22 protein-coding genes are annotated in these 19,545 nt (G+C 48.6%); 16 read left to right on the top strand and 6 right to left on the bottom strand.

The window, feature by feature from the left end; translation table 11 throughout:
• The first annotated feature begins 81 nt into the window (after positions 1 to 81).
• Positions 82 to 381: a DUF1292 domain-containing protein gene (locus VF724_RS15085; RefSeq protein ID WP_371755078.1), complete on the top strand. Its 300-nt coding sequence runs from the start codon at positions 82 to 84 to the stop codon at positions 379 to 381.
• Positions 382 to 459: 78 nt separating this feature from the next.
• Here the strand turns inward: VF724_RS15085 and VF724_RS15080 are convergent, their stop codons facing one another.
• Positions 460 to 879, bottom strand: a complete 420-nt coding sequence (locus VF724_RS15080; RefSeq protein ID WP_371755077.1) for a DUF1885 family protein — start codon at positions 877 to 879, stop codon at positions 460 to 462.
• A gap of 180 nt (positions 880 to 1,059) precedes the next feature.
• Between VF724_RS15080 and VF724_RS15075 the strand changes: the two genes are divergently transcribed.
• Positions 1,060 to 1,350: a DUF3055 domain-containing protein gene (locus VF724_RS15075; protein WP_371755076.1), complete on the top strand. Its 291-nt coding sequence runs from the start codon at positions 1,060 to 1,062 to the stop codon at positions 1,348 to 1,350.
• Between the two features lie 201 nt (positions 1,351 to 1,551).
• On the opposite strand, the gene VF724_RS15070 is transcribed toward VF724_RS15075, so the two are convergent.
• Entirely contained in the window at positions 1,552 to 3,021 is a 1,470-nt protein-coding gene (locus VF724_RS15070) for an aminotransferase class I/II-fold pyridoxal phosphate-dependent enzyme (RefSeq protein WP_371755120.1), read from the bottom strand.
• Positions 3,022 to 3,227: 206 nt separating this feature from the next.
• On the bottom strand, positions 3,228 to 3,851 hold the full coding sequence (locus VF724_RS15065) for a DUF1054 domain-containing protein (protein ID WP_371755075.1): 624 nt from the start codon (positions 3,849 to 3,851) through the stop codon (positions 3,228 to 3,230).
• 205 nt (positions 3,852 to 4,056) lie between these two features.
• Between VF724_RS15065 and VF724_RS15060 the strand changes: the two genes are divergently transcribed.
• The 3 genes from VF724_RS15060 to gnd all read left to right on the top strand — a co-directional run bounded on the left by VF724_RS15060 (position 4,057) and on the right by gnd (position 7,240).
• Complete coding sequence (locus tag VF724_RS15060; protein ID WP_371755074.1) at positions 4,057 to 4,905, top strand: hypothetical protein; 849 nt, start codon at positions 4,057 to 4,059, stop codon at positions 4,903 to 4,905.
• A gap of 193 nt (positions 4,906 to 5,098) precedes the next feature.
• Entirely contained in the window at positions 5,099 to 5,695 is a 597-nt protein-coding gene (locus tag VF724_RS15055; RefSeq protein ID WP_371755073.1) for a YkzI domain-containing protein, read from the top strand.
• Between the two features lie 129 nt (positions 5,696 to 5,824).
• Positions 5,825 to 7,240, top strand: a complete 1,416-nt coding sequence (gene gnd, locus VF724_RS15050; protein ID WP_371755072.1) for an NADP-dependent phosphogluconate dehydrogenase — start codon at positions 5,825 to 5,827, stop codon at positions 7,238 to 7,240.
• Here gnd and VF724_RS15045 read toward each other — a convergent pair.
• Entirely contained in the window at positions 7,237 to 7,554 is a 318-nt protein-coding gene (locus VF724_RS15045; RefSeq protein WP_371755071.1) for a hypothetical protein, read from the bottom strand. The genes gnd and VF724_RS15045 overlap by 4 nt on opposite strands.
• 330 nt (positions 7,555 to 7,884) lie before the next feature.
• Between VF724_RS15045 and VF724_RS15040 the strand changes: the two genes are divergently transcribed.
• The 10 genes from VF724_RS15040 (at position 7,885) to VF724_RS14995 (ending at position 14,833) form a co-directional block, all read left to right on the top strand.
• Complete coding sequence (locus tag VF724_RS15040) at positions 7,885 to 8,397, top strand: shikimate kinase (RefSeq protein WP_371755070.1); 513 nt, start codon at positions 7,885 to 7,887, stop codon at positions 8,395 to 8,397.
• Between the two features lie 126 nt (positions 8,398 to 8,523).
• Entirely contained in the window at positions 8,524 to 9,813 is a 1,290-nt protein-coding gene (gene aroA / locus VF724_RS15035) for a 3-phosphoshikimate 1-carboxyvinyltransferase (protein WP_371755069.1), read from the top strand.
• Between the two features lie 64 nt (positions 9,814 to 9,877).
• Positions 9,878 to 10,735, top strand: coding sequence for a C39 family peptidase (locus tag VF724_RS15030; RefSeq protein ID WP_371755068.1), 858 nt, complete (start codon positions 9,878 to 9,880; stop codon positions 10,733 to 10,735).
• Positions 10,736 to 10,767: 32 nt separating this feature from the next.
• Positions 10,768 to 11,193: a CoA-binding protein gene (locus VF724_RS15025; RefSeq protein ID WP_371755067.1), complete on the top strand. Its 426-nt coding sequence runs from the start codon at positions 10,768 to 10,770 to the stop codon at positions 11,191 to 11,193.
• Positions 11,194 to 11,335: 142 nt separating this feature from the next.
• The gene (locus VF724_RS15020; protein WP_371755066.1) at positions 11,336 to 11,980 is read left to right on the top strand and encodes a hypothetical protein; all 645 of its coding nucleotides are present in this window, start codon (positions 11,336 to 11,338) and stop codon (positions 11,978 to 11,980) included.
• 115 nt (positions 11,981 to 12,095) lie between these two features.
• Entirely contained in the window at positions 12,096 to 12,305 is a 210-nt protein-coding gene (locus tag VF724_RS15015) for a VanZ family protein (protein ID WP_371755065.1), read from the top strand.
• Complete coding sequence (locus VF724_RS15010; RefSeq protein WP_371755119.1) at positions 12,277 to 12,354, top strand: hypothetical protein; 78 nt, start codon at positions 12,277 to 12,279, stop codon at positions 12,352 to 12,354. The genes VF724_RS15015 and VF724_RS15010 overlap by 29 nt, the downstream gene beginning before the upstream one ends.
• Positions 12,355 to 12,512: 158 nt before the next feature.
• Positions 12,513 to 12,890: a hypothetical protein gene (locus VF724_RS15005; RefSeq protein ID WP_371755064.1), complete on the top strand. Its 378-nt coding sequence runs from the start codon at positions 12,513 to 12,515 to the stop codon at positions 12,888 to 12,890.
• Positions 12,891 to 13,014: 124 nt separating this feature from the next.
• On the top strand, positions 13,015 to 14,025 hold the full coding sequence (gene ccpA / locus VF724_RS15000; RefSeq protein WP_371755063.1) for a catabolite control protein A: 1,011 nt from the start codon (positions 13,015 to 13,017) through the stop codon (positions 14,023 to 14,025).
• A gap of 103 nt (positions 14,026 to 14,128) precedes the next feature.
• Positions 14,129 to 14,833, top strand: coding sequence for a 5'-methylthioadenosine/adenosylhomocysteine nucleosidase (locus tag VF724_RS14995; protein WP_371755062.1), 705 nt, complete (start codon positions 14,129 to 14,131; stop codon positions 14,831 to 14,833).
• 10 nt (positions 14,834 to 14,843) lie between these two features.
• Here the strand turns inward: VF724_RS14995 and VF724_RS14990 are convergent, their stop codons facing one another.
• Together VF724_RS14990 and VF724_RS14985 are read right to left on the bottom strand one after the other, a co-directional pair.
• Complete coding sequence (locus VF724_RS14990) at positions 14,844 to 16,025, bottom strand: acetoin utilization protein AcuC (RefSeq protein ID WP_371755061.1); 1,182 nt, start codon at positions 16,023 to 16,025, stop codon at positions 14,844 to 14,846.
• Positions 16,026 to 16,058: 33 nt separating this feature from the next.
• On the bottom strand, positions 16,059 to 16,691 hold the full coding sequence (locus tag VF724_RS14985) for a GNAT family N-acetyltransferase (RefSeq protein ID WP_371755060.1): 633 nt from the start codon (positions 16,689 to 16,691) through the stop codon (positions 16,059 to 16,061).
• Between the two features lie 276 nt (positions 16,692 to 16,967).
• On the opposite strand from VF724_RS14985, the gene acsA reads away from it, so the two are divergent.
• Positions 16,968 to 18,692 carry an acetate--CoA ligase gene (gene acsA / locus VF724_RS14980; RefSeq protein WP_371755059.1) on the top strand — a complete coding sequence of 575 codons (1,725 nt, stop codon included), beginning with the start codon at positions 16,968 to 16,970 and terminating at the stop codon, positions 18,690 to 18,692.
• The last annotated feature ends 853 nt before the right edge of the window (positions 18,693 to 19,545 follow it).

Raw genomic sequence — 19,545 nt, 5'->3', positions numbered from 1 at the left:
TTCATTTGACCGGACCATGTCAAAATGCTACGATACGGTGGACGATACATCTACAAAATCGGATGAAATGAGGTTGTATACATGAGCGGACACCAGCATGACGGGAATGACATCGGTCATGAGCATGATGAAGAGGAGCATGTGTTTATCTTGACAGACGAAGAGGGCCAAGAGCACGAAATGGTGATGGTCTATACGTTTGAAACGGAAGGTACTGCATATGCCGTCCTGCTTGATCGAAACGATATCGAAGCGGAAGGAGTTATTTTCCGGATTGAGGAAGAAGGGGAAGAAGCCTATCTCGTCAATATTGAGGATGATGAGGAATGGGAACGGGTCGTTTCCATTTATAATCAAATTGCGGAAGAGCAGGAAGAATAGACGCTTATCACACAAACAGGGACGGCCTTTTACAGGCCATCCCTGTTTTTTCGTATCAAGCGGCTGCGCAAAGCAGGTTTATTTTCGCGGATTAAAGTACATAATTCTTCCGTTAAACAAATGAAGTTCCGCTTGCCAAACCTTTCCTAAATATTTGCAGAATTCATTGCCCTTTGCCTTGTCCCCATGTGTACAGTCATCCGGCAGCACAACCTGGATGTAAGAAATTTCCCGATCATTCTGCATTTCACTGCCGATACCGAATACAATGTATTTATAAAGACTGTTTTTTCCTTTCAGATAAAACCATCTGTTCTCCCCTTCAGGCTTTGCGGCAAATTCGTAAGGAAAGGCCGCATCGGCGTAATCCCAATCCAATTGTTGGCCAGTCTTTGCAGTTTGCTCCTTATAGTTCAGCAGCTGCGCCTTCAACTCATCCAAGCTGACGGATGAAACGGGGGATCCTTCAACAAACTTTATGTATGCGCTCTGGCTCACCTCTGATTTCCACCTCGTTCCGAAATTTACGTACCCCAAATCATAATAGCATTTCGTTTTTTGTTTTACAATATAAGGAGTGCCAACCGCCGATGACACAATTTTGTGAAAAACATTCCAAATGAAATGTGCTATAATAAAAATATTAAATATTCAGAAAATTTTAAAAGGAGGTTTGCCATGTTTGATCGGCTGTATGATGTTACGGAACGTGTTTCGGTAAACTTCATGGGGTATGTTTCTGAAAGGTCGAGATTTGATTTCGCCGTCATATATACCGACCATTTCTTCGGAAAGCCGTTGGTAGTGTGCATGCAGACAGGCAGGTCTTCTTTATTGTCGCTGGAGGATATGCATCATTTGGATTATCTCCAGAATGTGTTTCAGATCAAAGACCGCCGGGAAGTGGAGGAACTGTCCTTATTTTTCCTTCAGAGACTTCCGAATGTCAGCGTGAAGGAGCAGTATTAGGGGGCGTTGCAATGGGGTGCATTTATTTGGAATTGCTTCCAACTGCGAATGAGAAGTGCCTTCAAGCTCCGTTGTTTTGAGTTTCTAAAAGAATTGGCCTTCGGAAGGTTGAAACTCAAAGCCAAAGTCGTCTATACGGCATCTTCCCATTCTACGCTTCCGCAATTAATGAATGCATCCCTAAACAATATGCGGGATAGACTAGAAAATCGCCTGACTCTCCACGATCACCTTCAAATACTGCAGGCTTTTGTCCTCAGGTCCCTGTACCGGCAGTCCGACATCCAGATGCTCCACAATGTAGTCGATGTTCTCCTGGGTGATGACCTCGCCGGGCAGGAGAATGGGAATTCCGGGCGGATAAACGAAAATAAATTCGGCAATGATCCGTCCCGCCGATTCGCGGAACGGAATCATTTCCGTATCGGCATAAAACGCATCGCGCGGAGATAAAGAGAGGTGGGGGATTTCCGGCACTTTCACCACAACTTCTCCGGCTTTATCCTGTTTGTCATTTAATTTGACCAGATGCTCCAGAGCATGAATCAGAATATTCACCGTTTCCTCAGAATCGCCGGGAGTGATCAGACAGAGAATATTGTACAGATCGCTGAGTTCGACCTCGATATTGTACTGCTCCCGCAGCCAATTTTCCACCTCATAGCCGGTCATTCCGAGCTTTCGGACATGGATCGTCAACTTGGTCGGATCGTAATCATAGGCTGCCTCCGTTCCGGTGATTTCTTCCCCGAAGCAGTACAACCCTTCAATCAGATTGATCCTTTCGCGGGCCGTTTTGGCCAGCCGCAGCGCTTTTTCCGCAAGATTGTGTCCGTTCAGCGCCAGTTGCTTTCTGGCGGCATCCAGAGATGCGAGCAGCAGATAGGAGGTGGATGTTGTCGTCAGCATGCTGATGATGGATTGCACCCTTGCCGGGTTGACGCGTCCTTTTCTGACATTCAGCACGGAGCTTTGGGTGAGCGAACCGCCAAGCTTATGCACACTGGTCGCGGCCATGTCCGCTTCGGCCTGCATGGCGGAAAGCGGCAGATCCTCATGAAAATGAATGTGTACGCCGTGCGCTTCATCCACCAACACCGGAATATCGTAGCTGTGTACCAAATCGACGATCTCCTTGAGATTGGCGCAGATGCCGAAATAGGTAGGATTGATCACCAAAACCGCCTTGGCATCCGGGTGTTTTTCCAGTGCCCTTTTGACCGAACGGGTCGTGATGCCATGGGCGATGCCCAGATTGGGGTCCATGGTCGGGGAAACGAAAATTGGTTTCGCCCCGGCAAAAATAATCGCGGCCATGACCGATTTATGGACATTCCGAGGCACAATGATCTTGTCTCCGGGGCCGCATACGGACAAAATCATGGTCATGATCGCACCGCTGGTGCCTTGGACGGAGAAAAACGTAAAGTCCGCGCCAAAAGCTTCGGCAGCGAGCTCTTGCGCTTGCTTGATGACGCCGGAAGGACGATGCAGATCATCGAGCGGAGCAATGTTGATCAAGTCGATGGAAAGCGCGTTATCCCCGATAAACGAGCTGAATTCCTGTTCCATTCCTGCTCCTTTTTTGTGACCGGGTATGTGAAATTGAATCGGATTTTGTTCCGCATGCTTCTTTAACGCCGAAAACAGAGGGGTGAGTTGCTGATCCAGTTGAAATCTTCCCTTCAATCGTGATTTTTAAATAAGTCGAGTATAGCAAATCTGGATCAAGATGCAAGTTATTTCATGACTCAGCATGCTCAGGCCGTGCACGATGAATTGGACCGTTTGTTCAATTTCCCGCTCATCGTCCCACTCGGACTCCGGCATAAGCAGAAACCGGACCAGCAGAAAACCAACAATGGCCGTACCGGTCATCAGAATGAAAGTCTGTACAGCGGCATCAGCGTTTCCAGCGTATTCTCGATATGCTGCTGAAGCAGGCTGGCTTGTTCCAGCACAGGATCGTTGCGGTCGATTTTCACACCGCACATGACCTCCGATTTTTTCACATTCTGCAGCTTGCGGATCATCTCCGCAAATTTGGCGTTATTCATGTCCTTATGAAGGATGGCGTGGGGGACGGTGTGGTCCTCGGACCAATAATAATTTCCCGGAATCAGCTTGCCGATTCGTTCCAGCTCGCCGGCTAAGCGGCCGGCGAAGATCGCTTTATTGCCGCTTTCGTAAATAAGCGCAAATTGGATGTACAGATGCGTCGAGAAAAGTCCTACCTCAAAATGGGGATGCGCTTTGTACCCCTTCTTGTTGTTTGCCCAGGCTACCCAGGAATCCTCCGGAGGGTTGACTGTTCTTCTGGCATGCTTGGCCACATGGGCAAACATCGGTTCGCCGGCCATTGCGGAAAGAAAAGGCCCCAGTTCTTCTCCGATACGCGTCAATTTCGGGCGTACCTGCCGGATCAGCTGTTCCATTCTGGCTTCAAGGCCGGGTATCGTAAAGACATCAAAATCCTGCGGGGTTAATGCGGGTATCGTCATTTTTGCTGCCTCCATTCTTTGCTTTCGGCGGAAATTGTTGATTAACCTAATACTACCACAGGCGGAAAGGGAAGTTGAAGGTTCGATGAGGGAATATGTGAAAAAATGCAGGAATTATGCGGAAATATGTTGAAATGAATTAATGTTGCACAAGTATACAACAATTTCCATCCTTGACGATGGGGATCGACGGAGGGTGCAAAAGATGCTGAATAAATTTGTGAAATTTATGGTTCCGGTATTGATTGCGGTCTTCTCTTTTGCCGCTGGAGTTTACGCGTCGGGCGAAAGCGAGAAGGTGACTGCATTTCTCAGGAATGATTATCATGTCAAGGTGGACGGACGGGAAGCTGCAGCCGCAAAGGTTCTGGTTTATAACAACGAAAGCTACCTTCCGGTCAGGACAATCGGCGAACTGCTCGGGAATGAAATCTTATGGGGTTCCGAGACCAAATCCATTCTTATCGGCAGCAGGCCTGCCCCGACTGGCAGGGTTCCCGCCTCGTGCACGGATTCCCAACAAGGGACGAACGCGGGCAGTGGGTCTGTTCAGACCGGGCCGATCACGGGAAATCCGAATTATCCGGCGGAAATCAAATTTTCCTCAGTCATCGAATACCTCGTGCAATTGAACGGCATCAAGCATGAAATTCTGGCGAACTCCTACAACGGAGTGCTGTATTTTCGCTATGCCGATCTCGTGTCGCTGGGAATTGACCTGAACGGTGTTTCCGTGACCACAGAGCAATATACGAAAGACTACTATGTTCCGTCGGATGAGCTGAGAGACCGCTTGAAGAATCCTGAAAAATTCGAGCCGATGAGCGAACCGATCATCCGCGAAACAGATCAGGAGAAAATCGATGCGCTCAAGGTTATGACCTCTACGACAGGAATCAAGGTACACGACATACGCCCGATCGAAGGAACGAATGAATATGAGTGTTTGTGGGAAGAAAACTCGCATTTTTACGCCTATCGGGTCAAGCTGATTCAAAAAACCGATGGAACATGGGGCGTGGGAGGCTTTCAAACCATTGATATTTATCCCTGATCATCATGCCGGGAATATCTTAAAATGATCTAAGGCGGTATTTCTGTGGAAATACCGCTTTTTTTTGATAAAAATACATGAATCCAAGTTGCTAAAACATAGTATTCAGTATAAGATGATCATAAGAAAGAGTTGTCTGAACATTCAGACATGAAATGAAATGATTCTATTTGTTTGCTGGGGAGGGATTGCCGTGAGCCGCTGTTATGAAGTTGAGTATGTCAATTTGGAGCTGCGTTTTGATCGCCGGCAAATCCAGGATCTGATCAAATCATTGATCCAGGAAGGATACTCCTTATATTGGAATGAAAGTGAACAGCATTTTATCATCTCAATCCGAACCGGGCGTAAATTGACTAAGCTGAAATTTCAACGGATCGTTGACCGCTATAAACTAGCTGGAAACTACTCGTTCAAAGACGAGAAGCTTGCACATATGATGGAGAAAATGATTGGCGCAACGCGCGGTCATGCCGTTGTCAAACGGTTCAAGGACAGCCAGATCATCATTGCGAATATCATGTTCGGGGAAGTCATTCGTCTGGTCGAGATATCCGGGGTTGAACACAAGGTTTTGTTTCAAAAGGAGCCCGTGGTGACCATGGATCAAATCATGCAGGCTTTCAAATCACATCGCGTTGAAGACCGCATACCGGTTTTGCGGCTGGAACTGGATTACGAGCTGGCGCTGCTTTATGAACTTCTGGAGCGAGGGCGGTTGGAGGAAATCGAACGCTGCAAGGAGCGGCTGCAGGAATTAAGGCTGGAAATGCTCATGCTGGAGCTTTGAGCGTATGAGGTTCGTCTGATGCCAAGATCATCTGAGGTGATCTTGGTTTTTTTATGCAATGTTGTTAAAATAAAAGAATGTGAAAGGCCGCAGCCTTTGAAAAAATCAAGCTGAAGGACGGAGAGCCAAATGTCAAAACAGCAGATCGGCGTTATCGGCATGGCGGTAATGGGCCGCAATCTTGCCTTGAATATGGTCAGCAAAGGATACTCGGTATCGGTGTATAACCGTTCTCCGGAAAAAACGCAAGCCCTGTTGAACGAACATCCGGATGAAAAATTGCACGGTACCTATTCCATTGAGGAATTTGTTCAATCTCTGGAAAGTCCGCGTAAAATCATGCTGATGGTGATGGCCGGCAAACCGACGGACGACATGATTGAGCAGTTGGTTCCCTTATTGGACGAGGGGGATATTCTGATCGACGGAGGAAATTCATATTTTTTGGATACACGCCGGAGGAATAAAGCTTTGGCGGAAAGGGGCATCCGCTTCGTCGGAACTGGCGTGTCGGGCGGTGAACAAGGTGCTCTGAAAGGGCCCGCAATCATGCCGGGCGGACAAAAGGACGCCTATGATCTGGTCAAACCGATCCTTACCGATATTTCAGCCAAAGTGAACGGAGATCCCTGCTGCATCTATATCGGACCTGATGGAGCGGGCCATTATGTGAAGATGGTGCACAATGGAATTGAATATGGAGATATGCAGCTGATCTGCGAAGCCTACGATTTGTTGAAAAATATTCTGCAGTTAAACGCAGAGGAGCTTCATGCAATCTTTGCCGATTGGAACCGCGGTGAACTGGACAGCTATTTGATTGATATTACGGCAGATATTTTCCAAAATACCGATCCTGAAACCGGCAGGCCGATGGTTGATATCATACTGGACACCGCCGGCCAAAAGGGAACCGGCAAATGGACCAGCCAGAGCGCGCTAGATCTCGGCGTACCGCTTTCGATTATCACGGAATCGGTTTTTGCCAGATTCATTTCCGCCATGAAGGAGGAGCGGGTAGAGGCCAGCAAACGCTTGAAGGGGCCGGAAACTGCTGCTTATGACGGCGGGCGCGAGGCATTTATCGAAGCGGTCCGAAAAGCCTTGTATGCCAGCAAGATTTGTTCTTACGCTCAGGGGTTTGCCCAAATGAAAGCGGCCTCCGAAGAATACGGCTGGGATCTCGATCTGGGCGGCATCGCCATGATCTTCCGCGGGGGCTGCATCATCCGCGCGAGATTCCTGCAGAACATAAAAGAGGCGTTCAACCGGAATCCGGGTTTGCAGAATCTGCTGCTTGACGCTTATTTCCAGAACGTAGTGGAGGAATATCAGGGGGCCTGGAGGGAAGTAATCGCTGCGGCGGTCAGCCGGGGAATTCCCGTCCCGGCATTTTCATCTGCGCTGGCTTATTACGACAGTTACCGGACAGAACGGCTTCCCGCCAATTTGCTCCAGGCGCAGAGAGATTATTTTGGGGCGCATACCTTCCGCCGGATCGACAAAGAAGGCGTGTATCATCATGAATGGAACGGAACGAATTAGGCGTCGGGCTCAAGACCGTAAGCGGCCTCGGCGAGCCAATGCTTGATCTGGGCCATTTCCTGCTGCCCTCCGTACTGCTTTTGAATCAACATTAATGCTACTTTTGCAAAATAATATTGATTGCTTAACAAGCGTGGCTTGGTCAGATTCAGCAAATGGGGATCCGCATCGGCCACCTTTTTTTTGATGTATTCCAGCATCCAGACAATATCCTCTCTCTTGAGGGAATAGTAAGGATCCATAATCGCCCGGAATTTTTTGCGGGTCGGATCCGAATCCGGATCTGCATGCATTTCGAATACTGACGCTGACATCGTCTTCAACTCCTTGGCTGATTTGTACGAGTTCCTGTATGACTATTATCATCCATACTCCAAATTAAAATAATTTATACATGAAGGACGCATCTTTTACGAAATTTTCATGTGAGATGATCCTATAGCATTTTCATGGCGAAAGCGGGTAAATGAAAATGAATAATGCGCGGCTATTAGGTTGATAAGGCACCGACCTTTTAGAATGACCTTAGAAAAGACGCAGCGGCCCCCTTGGGCGACTCAGGTTCGAATATTGTCAGTTCTTTTCCGTCTGTGATATGATATGAACAGTTTTGAATGGCTGCAGGAAAAGAGGGTGCGGATCGCGTGAAGCGGCAAAATATCGTGTTGATCGGCTTTATGGGAACAGGCAAAACAACCGTGGGCAAACTGCTTTCCAAACAAATGGACTGGAGCTTTGTGGATACCGACCAACTGGTCGAGCAAAGGGAAGGGAAAACGATCCCGGAATTGTTTGCTACCCGGGGAGAGGCTTATTTCCGCAATGTCGAGAGTGAAGTCATTCACGAATGTTTGCAGAAATCGCATCAGATTGTAGCCACCGGCGGAGGATCGGTGTTGAACAAAACGAATCGGGAGAGAATGCAGGAAAACGGATTTGTTGTCGCCCTGACCGCGGAGGCGGATACAATCATCCGCAGGGTCAAGCATGACCGGAATCGTCCCCTGCTGCATGGAAATGTCGAGGACAGCGTACGAAAAATTCTGGTCGAGCGAAAAGAGGCTTATCATTTTGCCGATCTGACCGTGGATACGACATATTCTAATTTCGAGGAAACCCTTCAGACGATACTGGAAGCATGGAAACGTCGGGTATAATCCCTCCGCGTCGGGGTATAATCCTCCGGGATTCTGCTTGCTTTCTTGGGATATGCAGTTGGCGCAGGGTTCTAACAATCCGGCAGGCAATTGACGATAAGTATGTTATGAGGAGAGAATGACTCTATGGATATCCAAGTGCGTCCCGCGAAGCGGCTCCAAGGCGAGATCAATGCTTTGTCTTCAAAGAACTATACGACCCGTTATTTATTGGCTGCCGCTTTGGCTGACGGAACCAGCACGGTGAATTACCCGGCGCACAGCGAGGACAGCGATGCCATGAGGAGATGCATCCGTGATCTGGGAGCGGTTCTTGAGGAAAAGGACGAACGAATTACGATTACCGGCTTTGGCAGAAATCCCCGGCCGGTCAAAGAATTGAATGTGGGCAATGCGGGCGCTGTGCTCCGGTTTTTAATGTCGGTTGCAGCCTTCAGTCCGGAGATTACCTTTGTCAATGTTTATCCGGAATCGCTGGGTAAACGTCCGCATGACGACTTGATCCGGGCGTTGGAGCAGATGAACGTCAGGATCGACCACAACGGGGGCAAACTCCCGATCACCATTCATGGCGGAGATCCGCGCGGCGGTAAAATTGCCGTTTCCGGAAAGGTCAGCTCGCAGTATTTGAGCTCGCTGTTATTCATGACGCCGTTGTTGGAGGAAGACAGTGAAATTGAAGTTCTCGACGACCTGAAATCGAAGGTGGTTGTCGGGCAGACGCTGGAGGTTTTGGAGCAGGCGGGAATTTACATAAAAGCTTCAGAAGATTTGATGCATTTTCACGTTCCCGGAAGACAAAAATACTTAGCCAAGAATTATGTCGTTCAAGGCGATTATCCCGGTTCCGCGGCAATTCTTGCCGCTGCTGCGGTAACGGATTCCGACGTGAGAATCCATCGTTTGGAGGAACGCAGCCGGCAGGGGGAACGCGCCGTTGTCGACGTATTGAAAGCGATGGGCGTTTCCTTGACGCATGTTGACAGCACCGTGCATATTACCGGAAATACGCGGCTGAAAGCGGTGGAATTCGACGGCGACGAAGCAACCGACGCCGTATTGGCCATGGTGTCCGCAGCGGTATTCGCGGAAGGAACGTCACGATTTTATAACGTGGAGAATCTGCGGTACAAAGAGTGTGACCGCATTACCGATTTTTTGGCGGAGCTGAGAAAAGCGGGCGCGGATGTGGAGGAACGTCGAAGCGAAATCATCGTTCACGGCAGGCCGGAGGGAGTGGAAGGCGGCGTAGAGATCAATGCGCATTTCGACCATCGGGTCATCATGGCTTTGACCGTAGTAGGACTTCGCTCGAAGCAAGGCCTGTTTATTCGTGATGCTCATCATGTTGCCAAGTCGTATCCGCAATTTTTTGACCATCTGCGCTCATTGGGAGCGGAAGTGAATTGGATGTAGCCCGACTGAAGTGCCCGTATGGACGACGGTGTGTAACAGATCTTTCATGGATGAGTGATCGCGGATGAGAGTCTTGAATGGTTTGAAATTATCGTTTTCCATCATCCTTGTCGCTGGATTGGTTTTTTCCGGGGGTGTTTTCAGCATGCTGCTGTATGCCAAGATGACGGGTTCGGATCTGGGAATTCTTGTTCCCAGAGCGGATGATCAGGCATATGCGGCCGAGATGACCGGTGATGGGACCCATACCGCCGGCGGCAATCGGATCCAGCGGCAAGCGGAACAATCGGTCGAAGCTGCTGCCGTCAGGCCAGCTTCGGCATTACTGTCGGCTCCCGTGATTCGACAGAATCCCGAGCTGCCTGCGGGATGTGAGATCACCAGCTTGACGATGCTGCTGCAATATAGCGGTATCTCCAAGAACAAGCTGGATCTGGTGCCCGAAATGAAAACAGATCCCACCCCCATTCGCTTTGACAGAAGCGGATCCATCCAATATTGGGGCAACCCGAACGTGGGCTTTGTCGGAGACATTACCCGCAAACAAATCGGTTTCGGAATTTTTCATGCGGGGATCTATCCGCTTCTTCATAAATATATTCCATCGGCGGTTGATTTGACGGGGCAGCCGTACGAGCAATTGGAAGATCAAATCATCAAGGGTTTTCCGGTCGTGGTATGGACCACGATTGACTTTCAGCTCCCTCAGAAATGGGTGGAATGGAATACGACGACCGGCACGGTGCGCACCACTTTCAGTGAACATGCAGTACTTCTGACGGGCTTTGACCAAAGTCATGTATTTGTGAATGATCCGTTGAGCGGGCAAAAAAATTTGAAGATCGATAAAAAACAGTTTATCGCAACCTGGGAGTCGATGGGCAAGCAAGCTCTTTCCTACACCGGCAAAGCAGCTCACTGAGTGCAATGATAATCATGGAGGTGAATGGCGGAATGTCCTTCGCAAATCCGTCCCGTGAACGAATCAAAGAGATTTTGACGGAAGCCAAGACGGTGGCCGTCGTCGGATTGTCCGATAATCCGGACCGCCCTTCATACGAGGTTTCGCAAGCTCTGAAAAATAAGGGGTATCGGATCATTCCCGTTAATCCCAGGCTTGATGCGATTTTGGGAGAACGATGCTACCGCAGTCTGCTTGACATTCCGGAGCCTGTCGATATCGTGAATGTGTTTCGGCGAAGCGAGGAAGTGGTTCCCTTTGCCGAGCAGGCCGGCAAAATCGGGGCTAAGGTATTTTGGCTTCAGCTCGGCATTTTCAATCAAGAGGCTGCGGACATCGCGCAGTCTTTCGGTCTGGAAGTGATCATGGACCGATGCATCAAGGTGGAGGATGCAATCCTCCGAATCCCGCGGAAATAGCCAGGCGGCAATTCATTGGCAGCTTTGCATTTTTTTATCAAACCAATCCAGCAGTCTCCAATCATAAAGCATCCTTGCCTCACTCATACTATAAAAGGCTCCTAAGAAGGAGCGATTCATAAACAAAGGAGGCTGCTGTATTTTGTTTAATCAGCAATATTATCAGGGTTCGGGTATCGGAATGAAGCAGGCTTATGGCGCTCCTGTAACTTCACAGTACCAGGGCATTCAAAAGCAGTTCCAACCGACAGGCACGGTGCAATCCTTCTATAACCCGTCCGCAAGCGCAGCGGGTTGGAACCAAAGCCAGCAATCATTCCATTCCGCCGGCTACAAAGGAAATCAAACGGGACATGACCAGTATTTGAGAGCGGACTCCGTACAGCCGTCGAACGTGCAAACCCGGACGGTCGGCCAGCAGTACGGTACGGTATCGGCCAATATCGGTTCCTATTCCAATTTCCAGACCGCGCAATGGGGTTATTCCAACCCTCAGTCATTTCATACGGCCAATTATAAAGGTAATCAACAGGGACATGACCAGTATCTCAGAGCCGATGCCGTACAACCGAGCAACGTTCAGAAATTCCAATCCGGTTATGGAAGCACGGGCTTCCAATCGGTGAGCACAAACCAATATCAAACTCAATTCCAAAATCAATACCAGTCTCCACAATCGTTTCATACGGCAAATTACCGCGGTAACCAGGCCGCTCATGACCAGTATTTGAGAGCGGACTCCGTACAGCCTTCCTATACGCAATCGGGCTATCAAAGCTGGAAATAGGGATAAGGCACGAATCTTCGGCGGATCTATCGGTTCGCCGAAGATTTTTTTCAGCGCAAAGGAGATATCGTGTTCATGCCAAAAATCATACCGATGGCTTCCGGCAATTTTATGGATGATCGTCCTCTTCATTATGTCCAGTCAGACCGGACAGAATTTAAACAAACTGCTTCCTTTTTTTCGTGAAATTTTACCGCTGATGCGCGAATTTAATTGGGGTCATTTTTGGGCCTATTTTATTTTGGCTATCGCCTTTTTGGGGGGACGAATTTCACCAGCAATTCGTACCCGGCCGCATACCGGATATTCTGGATTTGCGAAATGATGCAACCGGTTCCGCTTTGGCCATGCTGCTCATATCGCCCCTGGCATGAACAGGCTTCTGACCAAGCGGCGGGATTTCAGTTCCATTAAATACTAGCGCTTCGCAGCAGGAATTCCGCAATTCTGATCGAATTATTATTCTTGATGTGTCGTGTGGATTCGATGAGGAGTGGTTTGGTTGCAAAAACGGTGTAATTGCGGGCATTTTATGAATATTCGGTTGCGGACGCTGATCTATTCGAACAAAGTGGAAATTGAGAATGTCCCCATATTTTCTTGCGATAGTTGCAATTATAGCGAGGTTTTTTCGGCAATCAAGCCGGAATTGACGGATCTGATCGGCAAACTGGGGCGCAAGCCCAAGCTTCAGCGGATTTTGTTCCATGAAATCAATGAACTGGCGAATCTGATGTATATGGCGTCCTTGAAGGAACACAGCCATTTGCCGATTGAGGGAATGCTTCAGGAGAGGATCAATCAGCTTTTGGATTTGCTGCTGTTGGCCCGATCTCTGCATGAGGACAGCTGGGCTGAAGAAATTCAAGCTAAGCTGGCGCAAATCTCCAAGCATACGATTTCAACCTGATTTTATGAAAGAAAGGCTGACGGAAGTTGGCTTTTTTCATTTTTTGGGAGTTTACGTTGCGAAAAGTTAAAATTTGTCGTATCATATTTTTATTATGAATAAATAAGCAATGGAGAGAATTAAAGTGACCGTTACCATTTACGATGTGGCCAGAGAAGCGGGCGTTTCGATGGCAACCGTTTCCAGGGTTGTCAACAACAATCCCAATGTCAAACCGCAAACACGCAAAAAGGTATTTGAGGCAATTGAAAGGCTCGGTTATCGTCCGAATGCAGTGGCAAGAGGTTTGGCCAGCAAGAAAACAACCACTGTAGGCGTGGTGATTCCGGACATTTCCAACCCGATTTTTTCTGAAGTGGCTAGAGGCATCGAGGATATCGCCAATATGTACCATTATAATATTATTTTGTGCAATGCGGACAAGAAAAAGGAAAAAGAGATCCGTGTCATCAACACTCTGCTGGAGAAACAGGTGGACGGACTGCTGTTTATGGGCGGAGCCATTACGGACGAGCACATTCAAGCGTTCAAGACGGCGACCGTTCCCGTCGTACTTTGCGCCACAACAGATGAGAGCGGCACGATTCCTTCCGTGGATATCGACCATCAGGCGGCCGCGTTTGATGCTGTGAATCTTCTGATTCAGTACGGTCACCGAAGCATCGGAATGATCAGCGGCACGCTTCAGGATCCGTCCAACGGCAATGCCCGTTATTTGGGCTACAAACAGGCATTGGACAAGGCAGGCATACCTTTCAACGAAAACTATGTGCGCATCGGGAATTACAAATATGAATCCGGCATTGAAGTGACCAAGTATTTTCTCGAATTGCCGAATAGGCCGACCGCTATTTTTGTGGCGAACGACGAAATGGCGATCGGAACGGTTCACGCCATTCAAGACGCCGGCTTGAAGGTTCCGGATGATATCTCCGTCATCAGCGTGGACAATATACGCATGGCGTCTATGGTTCGTCCTCAGCTTACGACGGTGGCGCAGCCGATGTATGATATCGGTGCGGTATCAATGCGGCTGTTGACCAAGCTGATGAACAAAGAATCCGTCGATCGGTCAAAAGTGGTTTTACCGCATGAAGTCATTATTCGCGAATCGGTAGCTCCCCACCATTCCTGATAATGACACCAGGAGGTTCATAAGCGGCACCATTTCGAAAGGCTCCATAAGGGGGCTTTTCTTTTGCCCAAAAGGGTGCTTACGATAGAAAGGAGAACAGAAGTTGAATTTGCAAAAAATCGGATTGATCGGAGCCATGGACGAGGAAATCGGTTTGATTGTATCCGCTTTGCAGAAGGAAAACACCACGGTAAAAGCCGGCATTCAGTTTCATGAGGGATTGTTTCATGGGCGGCGGGTAGTTCTCTGCAAATCCGGTGTAGGCAAAGTAAATGCGGCCGTTTGTACGCAAATTTTGATCGACCGCTTCGGCGTTGACGGAATTCTTTTCACGGGGGTGGCCGGCGCGTTAGACCCTGGCTTGAATATCGGAGATATTGTCATCTCGACGGAATGCCAGCAGCACGATATCGATGTCACGGCACTCGGTTTTCCCAAGGGGACCATTCCTTTTTCCGAGCAGTCCGTCTTCGCCGCAGACCGCGGACTGGTTGATCTCGCATACTCCGTCAGTGAAAGCTTGTTCCCCGGACGTTCAGTAAAAGGCAGGGTGCTTTCCGGCGACCAGTTTATCGCAGACCGCGGCAAGGTGATAGAGCTGCATGCCGAAATGAACGGAGCTTGCACGGAGATGGAAGGAGCCGCTGTCGCCCAGGTATGCAGCATGAACGAAGTGCCGTTTGTCATCATCCGATCGATGTCGGATAAAGCGGACGGTTCAGCCCATGTCAACTTTGCCGAATTCACGATAACGGCATCGAAGCATTCGTTTATGATCGTAGAGGAAATGATAAGGTCTCTGGAGTGACGGCAGCGACCTATTTCGGCAAATAAAGCATGCCGATTTCCTTCGTTTTCCTATTCTTTTGTGTGATTTCTTTGCGCCTGGTGATATCCTCCCAGGCGTTTGGCGCGTCCAGCCAAGTGGCGGGCACATAATCGGGAGCCTGTTCATTGTTCCACAGCTTAAGCCATTCTCCGGGAAGGGGGAGAAGAGGATTATTTTCGATTTGCTTTACAGCGGCATGGTCATTCATGATAAGCCATAATAGGCTCCATGCTCTTGGGACGACCCGCCATATGTCGTAACCGCCCCCGCCAAGGGCGATCCACTTGCCGCCGCACCATTTGTGGGCAAGCTCATGAATGATCTTCGGCATTTCCAAATAAACTTTCATGCTGCAGTGTATATGGGAGAGGGGATCGTAGTAATGGGCGTCGCAGCCGTGCTGGCTGACAATCACGTCAGGCTGGAAAAAGGCAGCCACTTTTTCAATATATTCCTGAAAGCTTTCCAGCCAGGACTCATCTTCTGTATACGGTTCCACCGGCATGTTAAAGCAGGCTCCGAATCCTTCACCATCCCCTCTTTCGTTGACGGCTCCGGTTCCCGGAAATAAATATTTACCGGTTTCGTGAATCGAGAAAGTGCATACATTGGGATCGGAATAAAAGCTGAATTGGACACCATCGCCATGATGAACGTCCGTATCGATATACAGCACTTTGGCTCCATAATGATGACGGATGTATGAAATGGCGACAGACGCGTCATTGTAAATGCAAAAGCCGGAGCTTTTGTTTTTCATGGCATGGTGCAGGCCCCCGCCGAGATGAAGCGCATGAAGGGCTTTTCCGGACATGACCTGTTCAGCCGCCTCAATGGATCCGCCGACAATTGCAGAGGTGACTTCATGCATGTTTTCAAAATAAGGGGTGTCCTCGGTATGAAAGCCGTATTTTTCTGCGAGTTCCTCGGAGGACGGGGGTATCGCCGGGACGCTAAGCTGTTTCACGGCTTCGATGTAACCGGGGGTATGGACCCAAAGCAGTTCGTGTTCATCGGCTTTGCGAGGACGGATCAGTTCTTCTTCGTTCAGGGCGCCCAATTGCTTTAAGAGCTCTAAGGTAAGTATCAGACGCTCCTGTCTGAACGGATGCTGGTCGTTAAATTTGTATTTCAATACGTCTTCATGAAAAATAAACGCTGTATTGCTCATTTTTTCCTCCCGGTCCGCTGATTAAATGGAGTGTCAATACATGAATTTTCGGGTAAACCGGATACGATCAAACTTCTCCACTGACGATTGGGGAACGTTTTTCCCGACACGTACCATCAAGCAGTTAGCCGGGTGGGAACAAATTTCGGGATCATCGGTAGCATACCAGACCATGTCAACGCTTTTCATCAGATGCTCCATGACTTTCCGGTAATCCCAAACATTCAAACCGCTGCCTTCCAAATCCCAATGCCAATAATATTCCGTGGTGAACACGATGGCATCATCCAGCTGCCCATCCAAAAACGCCAACTGGATGATCTGTTTTCCGAGACCCAAGTTGCGGTAGGAGTTGGCCACTTCAATGGCGCCCAACTCGATCAAGTCGTCCATTCCCGCCTGCGACCACCGTTCCAGTTCATCGGGGTAATGAAAGGTTACATAACCGACGATATAGTCCCCGTCAACGGCGGCGATGATTCTGCCTTCCGGCAGGTCGGCGATTTGTACCAGTGCCTCATGCTGGTCGCCGGGCCTGCGAAAAGCATCCAGATCGGGGTGCATCTTCAGCTTAAGGATACGTTCGGGAGTTAACGGACCTTCAATGACGATCGTTTTGTCCTGAAACGACAAGTGTTTGGAATGAGGGATTTTCCGATGCTGCAATGCAAGCCCTCCTGATAATCAGCCTTTGAGTAACATTTTAACGCAATTACCCGACAATTAAAACCAAGAATGGGACAATATAAGCAAACACGATTGAAACAGTATCTATGAATATGATAAACTTAATGAATGAAAACGCTTAATAAAAAATATTTGTATGCGATTTAATTTTTTCGATTATTTTTGCATGGAAGGGTGTAGTAAAATAGTAGTATAGACAACAAATAGTTCAGCTTTCTTTCAAAATTTTTATAAATATTTAAGGAGGTCGCAATTATGAACGAAGCCCACTCGGAAAGAGTTAAGGCGGTGGCTTCTAACCCGAATATGCGCAGCTATGAAGAAGAACGCGCCAATTTCAGTTGGGAAGAAGTGGAAAAGCAATTCTCCTGGTATGAAACAGGTAAAGTCAATATGGCTTACGAATGCATTGACCGCCATACACTGACCGAAAGAAAAGACAAGGTTGCTCTGTATTACAGCGATGAAAAAAGAGATGAGCAGTATACCTTTGAAGATATGAGGAAGCAGACGAACCGCTTCGGCAACATTCTCCGCAAGCTTGGACTTGCCAAGGGAGACCGGATGTTCATCTTCATGCCGAGGAGTCCGGAATTGTATTTCGCCCTGCTTGGCGCAGTCAAAGTAGGAGTAATTGTCGGTCCGCTGTTTGAAGCGTTCATGGAGACTGCAGTCAGGGACCGGTTAGAGGACAGTGAAGCGGTGGCCATTATAACAACTCCATCGCTGCTGCCGAGGGTTCCAGTTCAGGATCTTCCAGCACTGAAGCATGTGATTCTGGTTGGCGATGATCTGCAGCTTGCAGAAGGACAAGTTGATTTCAAACAGGAAATGAAAGCGGCTTCTGAAGACCTGGAGATCGAATGGGTCGACCGGGAAGACGGTTTGATTCTGCATTATACATCGGGTTCCACCGGGAAACCGAAAGGCGTTTATCATGTGCATAATGCCATGATTCAACACTATTATACCGGAAAAGTCGTCTGCGATATGAAGGACGATGATATATACTGGTGTACCGCCGATCCCGGTTGGGTAACCGGAACGTCTTACGGAATTTTCGCACCGTGGCTGAATGGTGTCACCAACGTTATCCGCGGAGGTCGTTTCAGTCCCCAAGATTGGTACGGCACCATTCAAAAGTACGGGATTACGGTATGGTACAGCGCTCCGACAGCGTTCCGCATGCTGATGGGAGCGGGGGACGATATGGTTTCCCAATTTGACCTTTCCAGCCTCCGGCATGTCATCAGCGTCGGCGAGCCTTTGAATCCGGAAGTGGTCCGTTGGGGATTGAAGGTATACAACCAGCGCATTCACGATTCATGGTGGATGACGGAAACCGGTGGTCAATTGATTACGAATTACCCCTGCATGGATATCAAACCCGGCTCGATGGGCAAGCCGATCCCGGGTGTGAATGCGGCTATTGTTGACGACGAAGGCAACGTTCTTCCTCCTTATCGGATGGGCAACTTGGCGATTCAGACGCCGTGGCCTTCAATGATGCGCAAAATTTGGAAAAACCCGACCAAATATCAGGAATATTTCCGCCTTCAGGGCTGGTATATCTCCGGGGATTCCGCATACATGGATGAGGATGGATACTTCTGGTTCCAAGGACGCATCGATGACGTCATTATGACGGCTGGCGAGCGGGTTGGCCCGTTTGAAGTGGAAAGTAAGCTGGTTGAGCATCCAGCAGTTGCGGAAGCAGGCGTAATCGGCAAGCCCGATCCGGTGAGAGGAGAAATCATCAAAGCCTTCATCGCGTTAAGGGATGGATTTGAGCCGTCCGAGGAATTGAAAGCGGATATTGCCCGCTTCGTCAAAGAAGGCTTGGCTGCTCATGCCGCACCGAGAGAAATCGAGTTCAAAGACAAGCTGCCCAAAACCCGCAGCGGCAAAATCATGAGACGGGTGCTGAAGGCTTGGGAATTGAACTTGCCGACAGGCGATCTGTCGACGATGGAAGACTGATCGGAGAAGCAACAATCCACCCTGCGTGTGACTGAAATAACGAAACCCATACTTTAGTGGTTTTAGGGAGATGGGTATGGCCTTCGGCTGCTGTTGAAATGTTACCCGGACGGATACCAGACGAAAAGAGGACTCATGGCGAATGCAGTTGTGACAGCAGCTTATGATGCTATGACTGGAGAGGTTATCGCTGTCTCCCATAAGTTGTTACCAGCAGGGCAGACACCACAAATGCCGTAAACAACGATATTTGATAAACAATGAGAGGGGGAGTCGTTATCCCCTCTCTTTTTTATTGGCTCATTCGTTAGAGGGATGAAGTTGATGACAAAAAGATACACACCTGCGATTACTTTTGATTGAGCTTATGCCTGTCATAATCTCCAATACTTAAATCGGTTGGCGTATGTCGTCTCTCATTCACAGAGGTTGGCATACGACCCTCTATTGAATGGCGATAGATTTCTCGCCTGGTTGGCGTATTGACGTTACATTTCTAATGCCATTGTCGGAGAGATTAATGCCGTCATTTTAAGTGAGTAGCAACAGCATGTTAAGGATTCTTTGTTTTTTGCTTATTATAACTGGCATCATTGGCCTAAAAATATTATCCGCCGAACACAAGTAAAAAACCATGGACGTACAGTAATAATCAGAAAGACTTTGAATAATCGTGAAGGTTTTTTATTCTTTCTCTAATAAAAGGATCTGTTTACGAACCAAATAAGCCAAAAGAGGCCCGACAATCAGTCCGATAAGATAACCATACGGAAGGAGGCTGCAAATAAGTCCGACAAGCAAAGCGATAAACCAATCTGATTTGGCGTTGGATATATCCCGCACCAACCCCATT

Origin of the sequence: Ferviditalea candida (assembly GCF_035282765.1) — a bacterium.
GTDB lineage: Bacteria > Bacillota > Bacilli > Paenibacillales > KCTC-25726 > Ferviditalea > Ferviditalea candida.
Note: the sequence above shows the minus strand (reverse complement) of the source record. Positions and strands in the feature narration are given on the sequence as shown.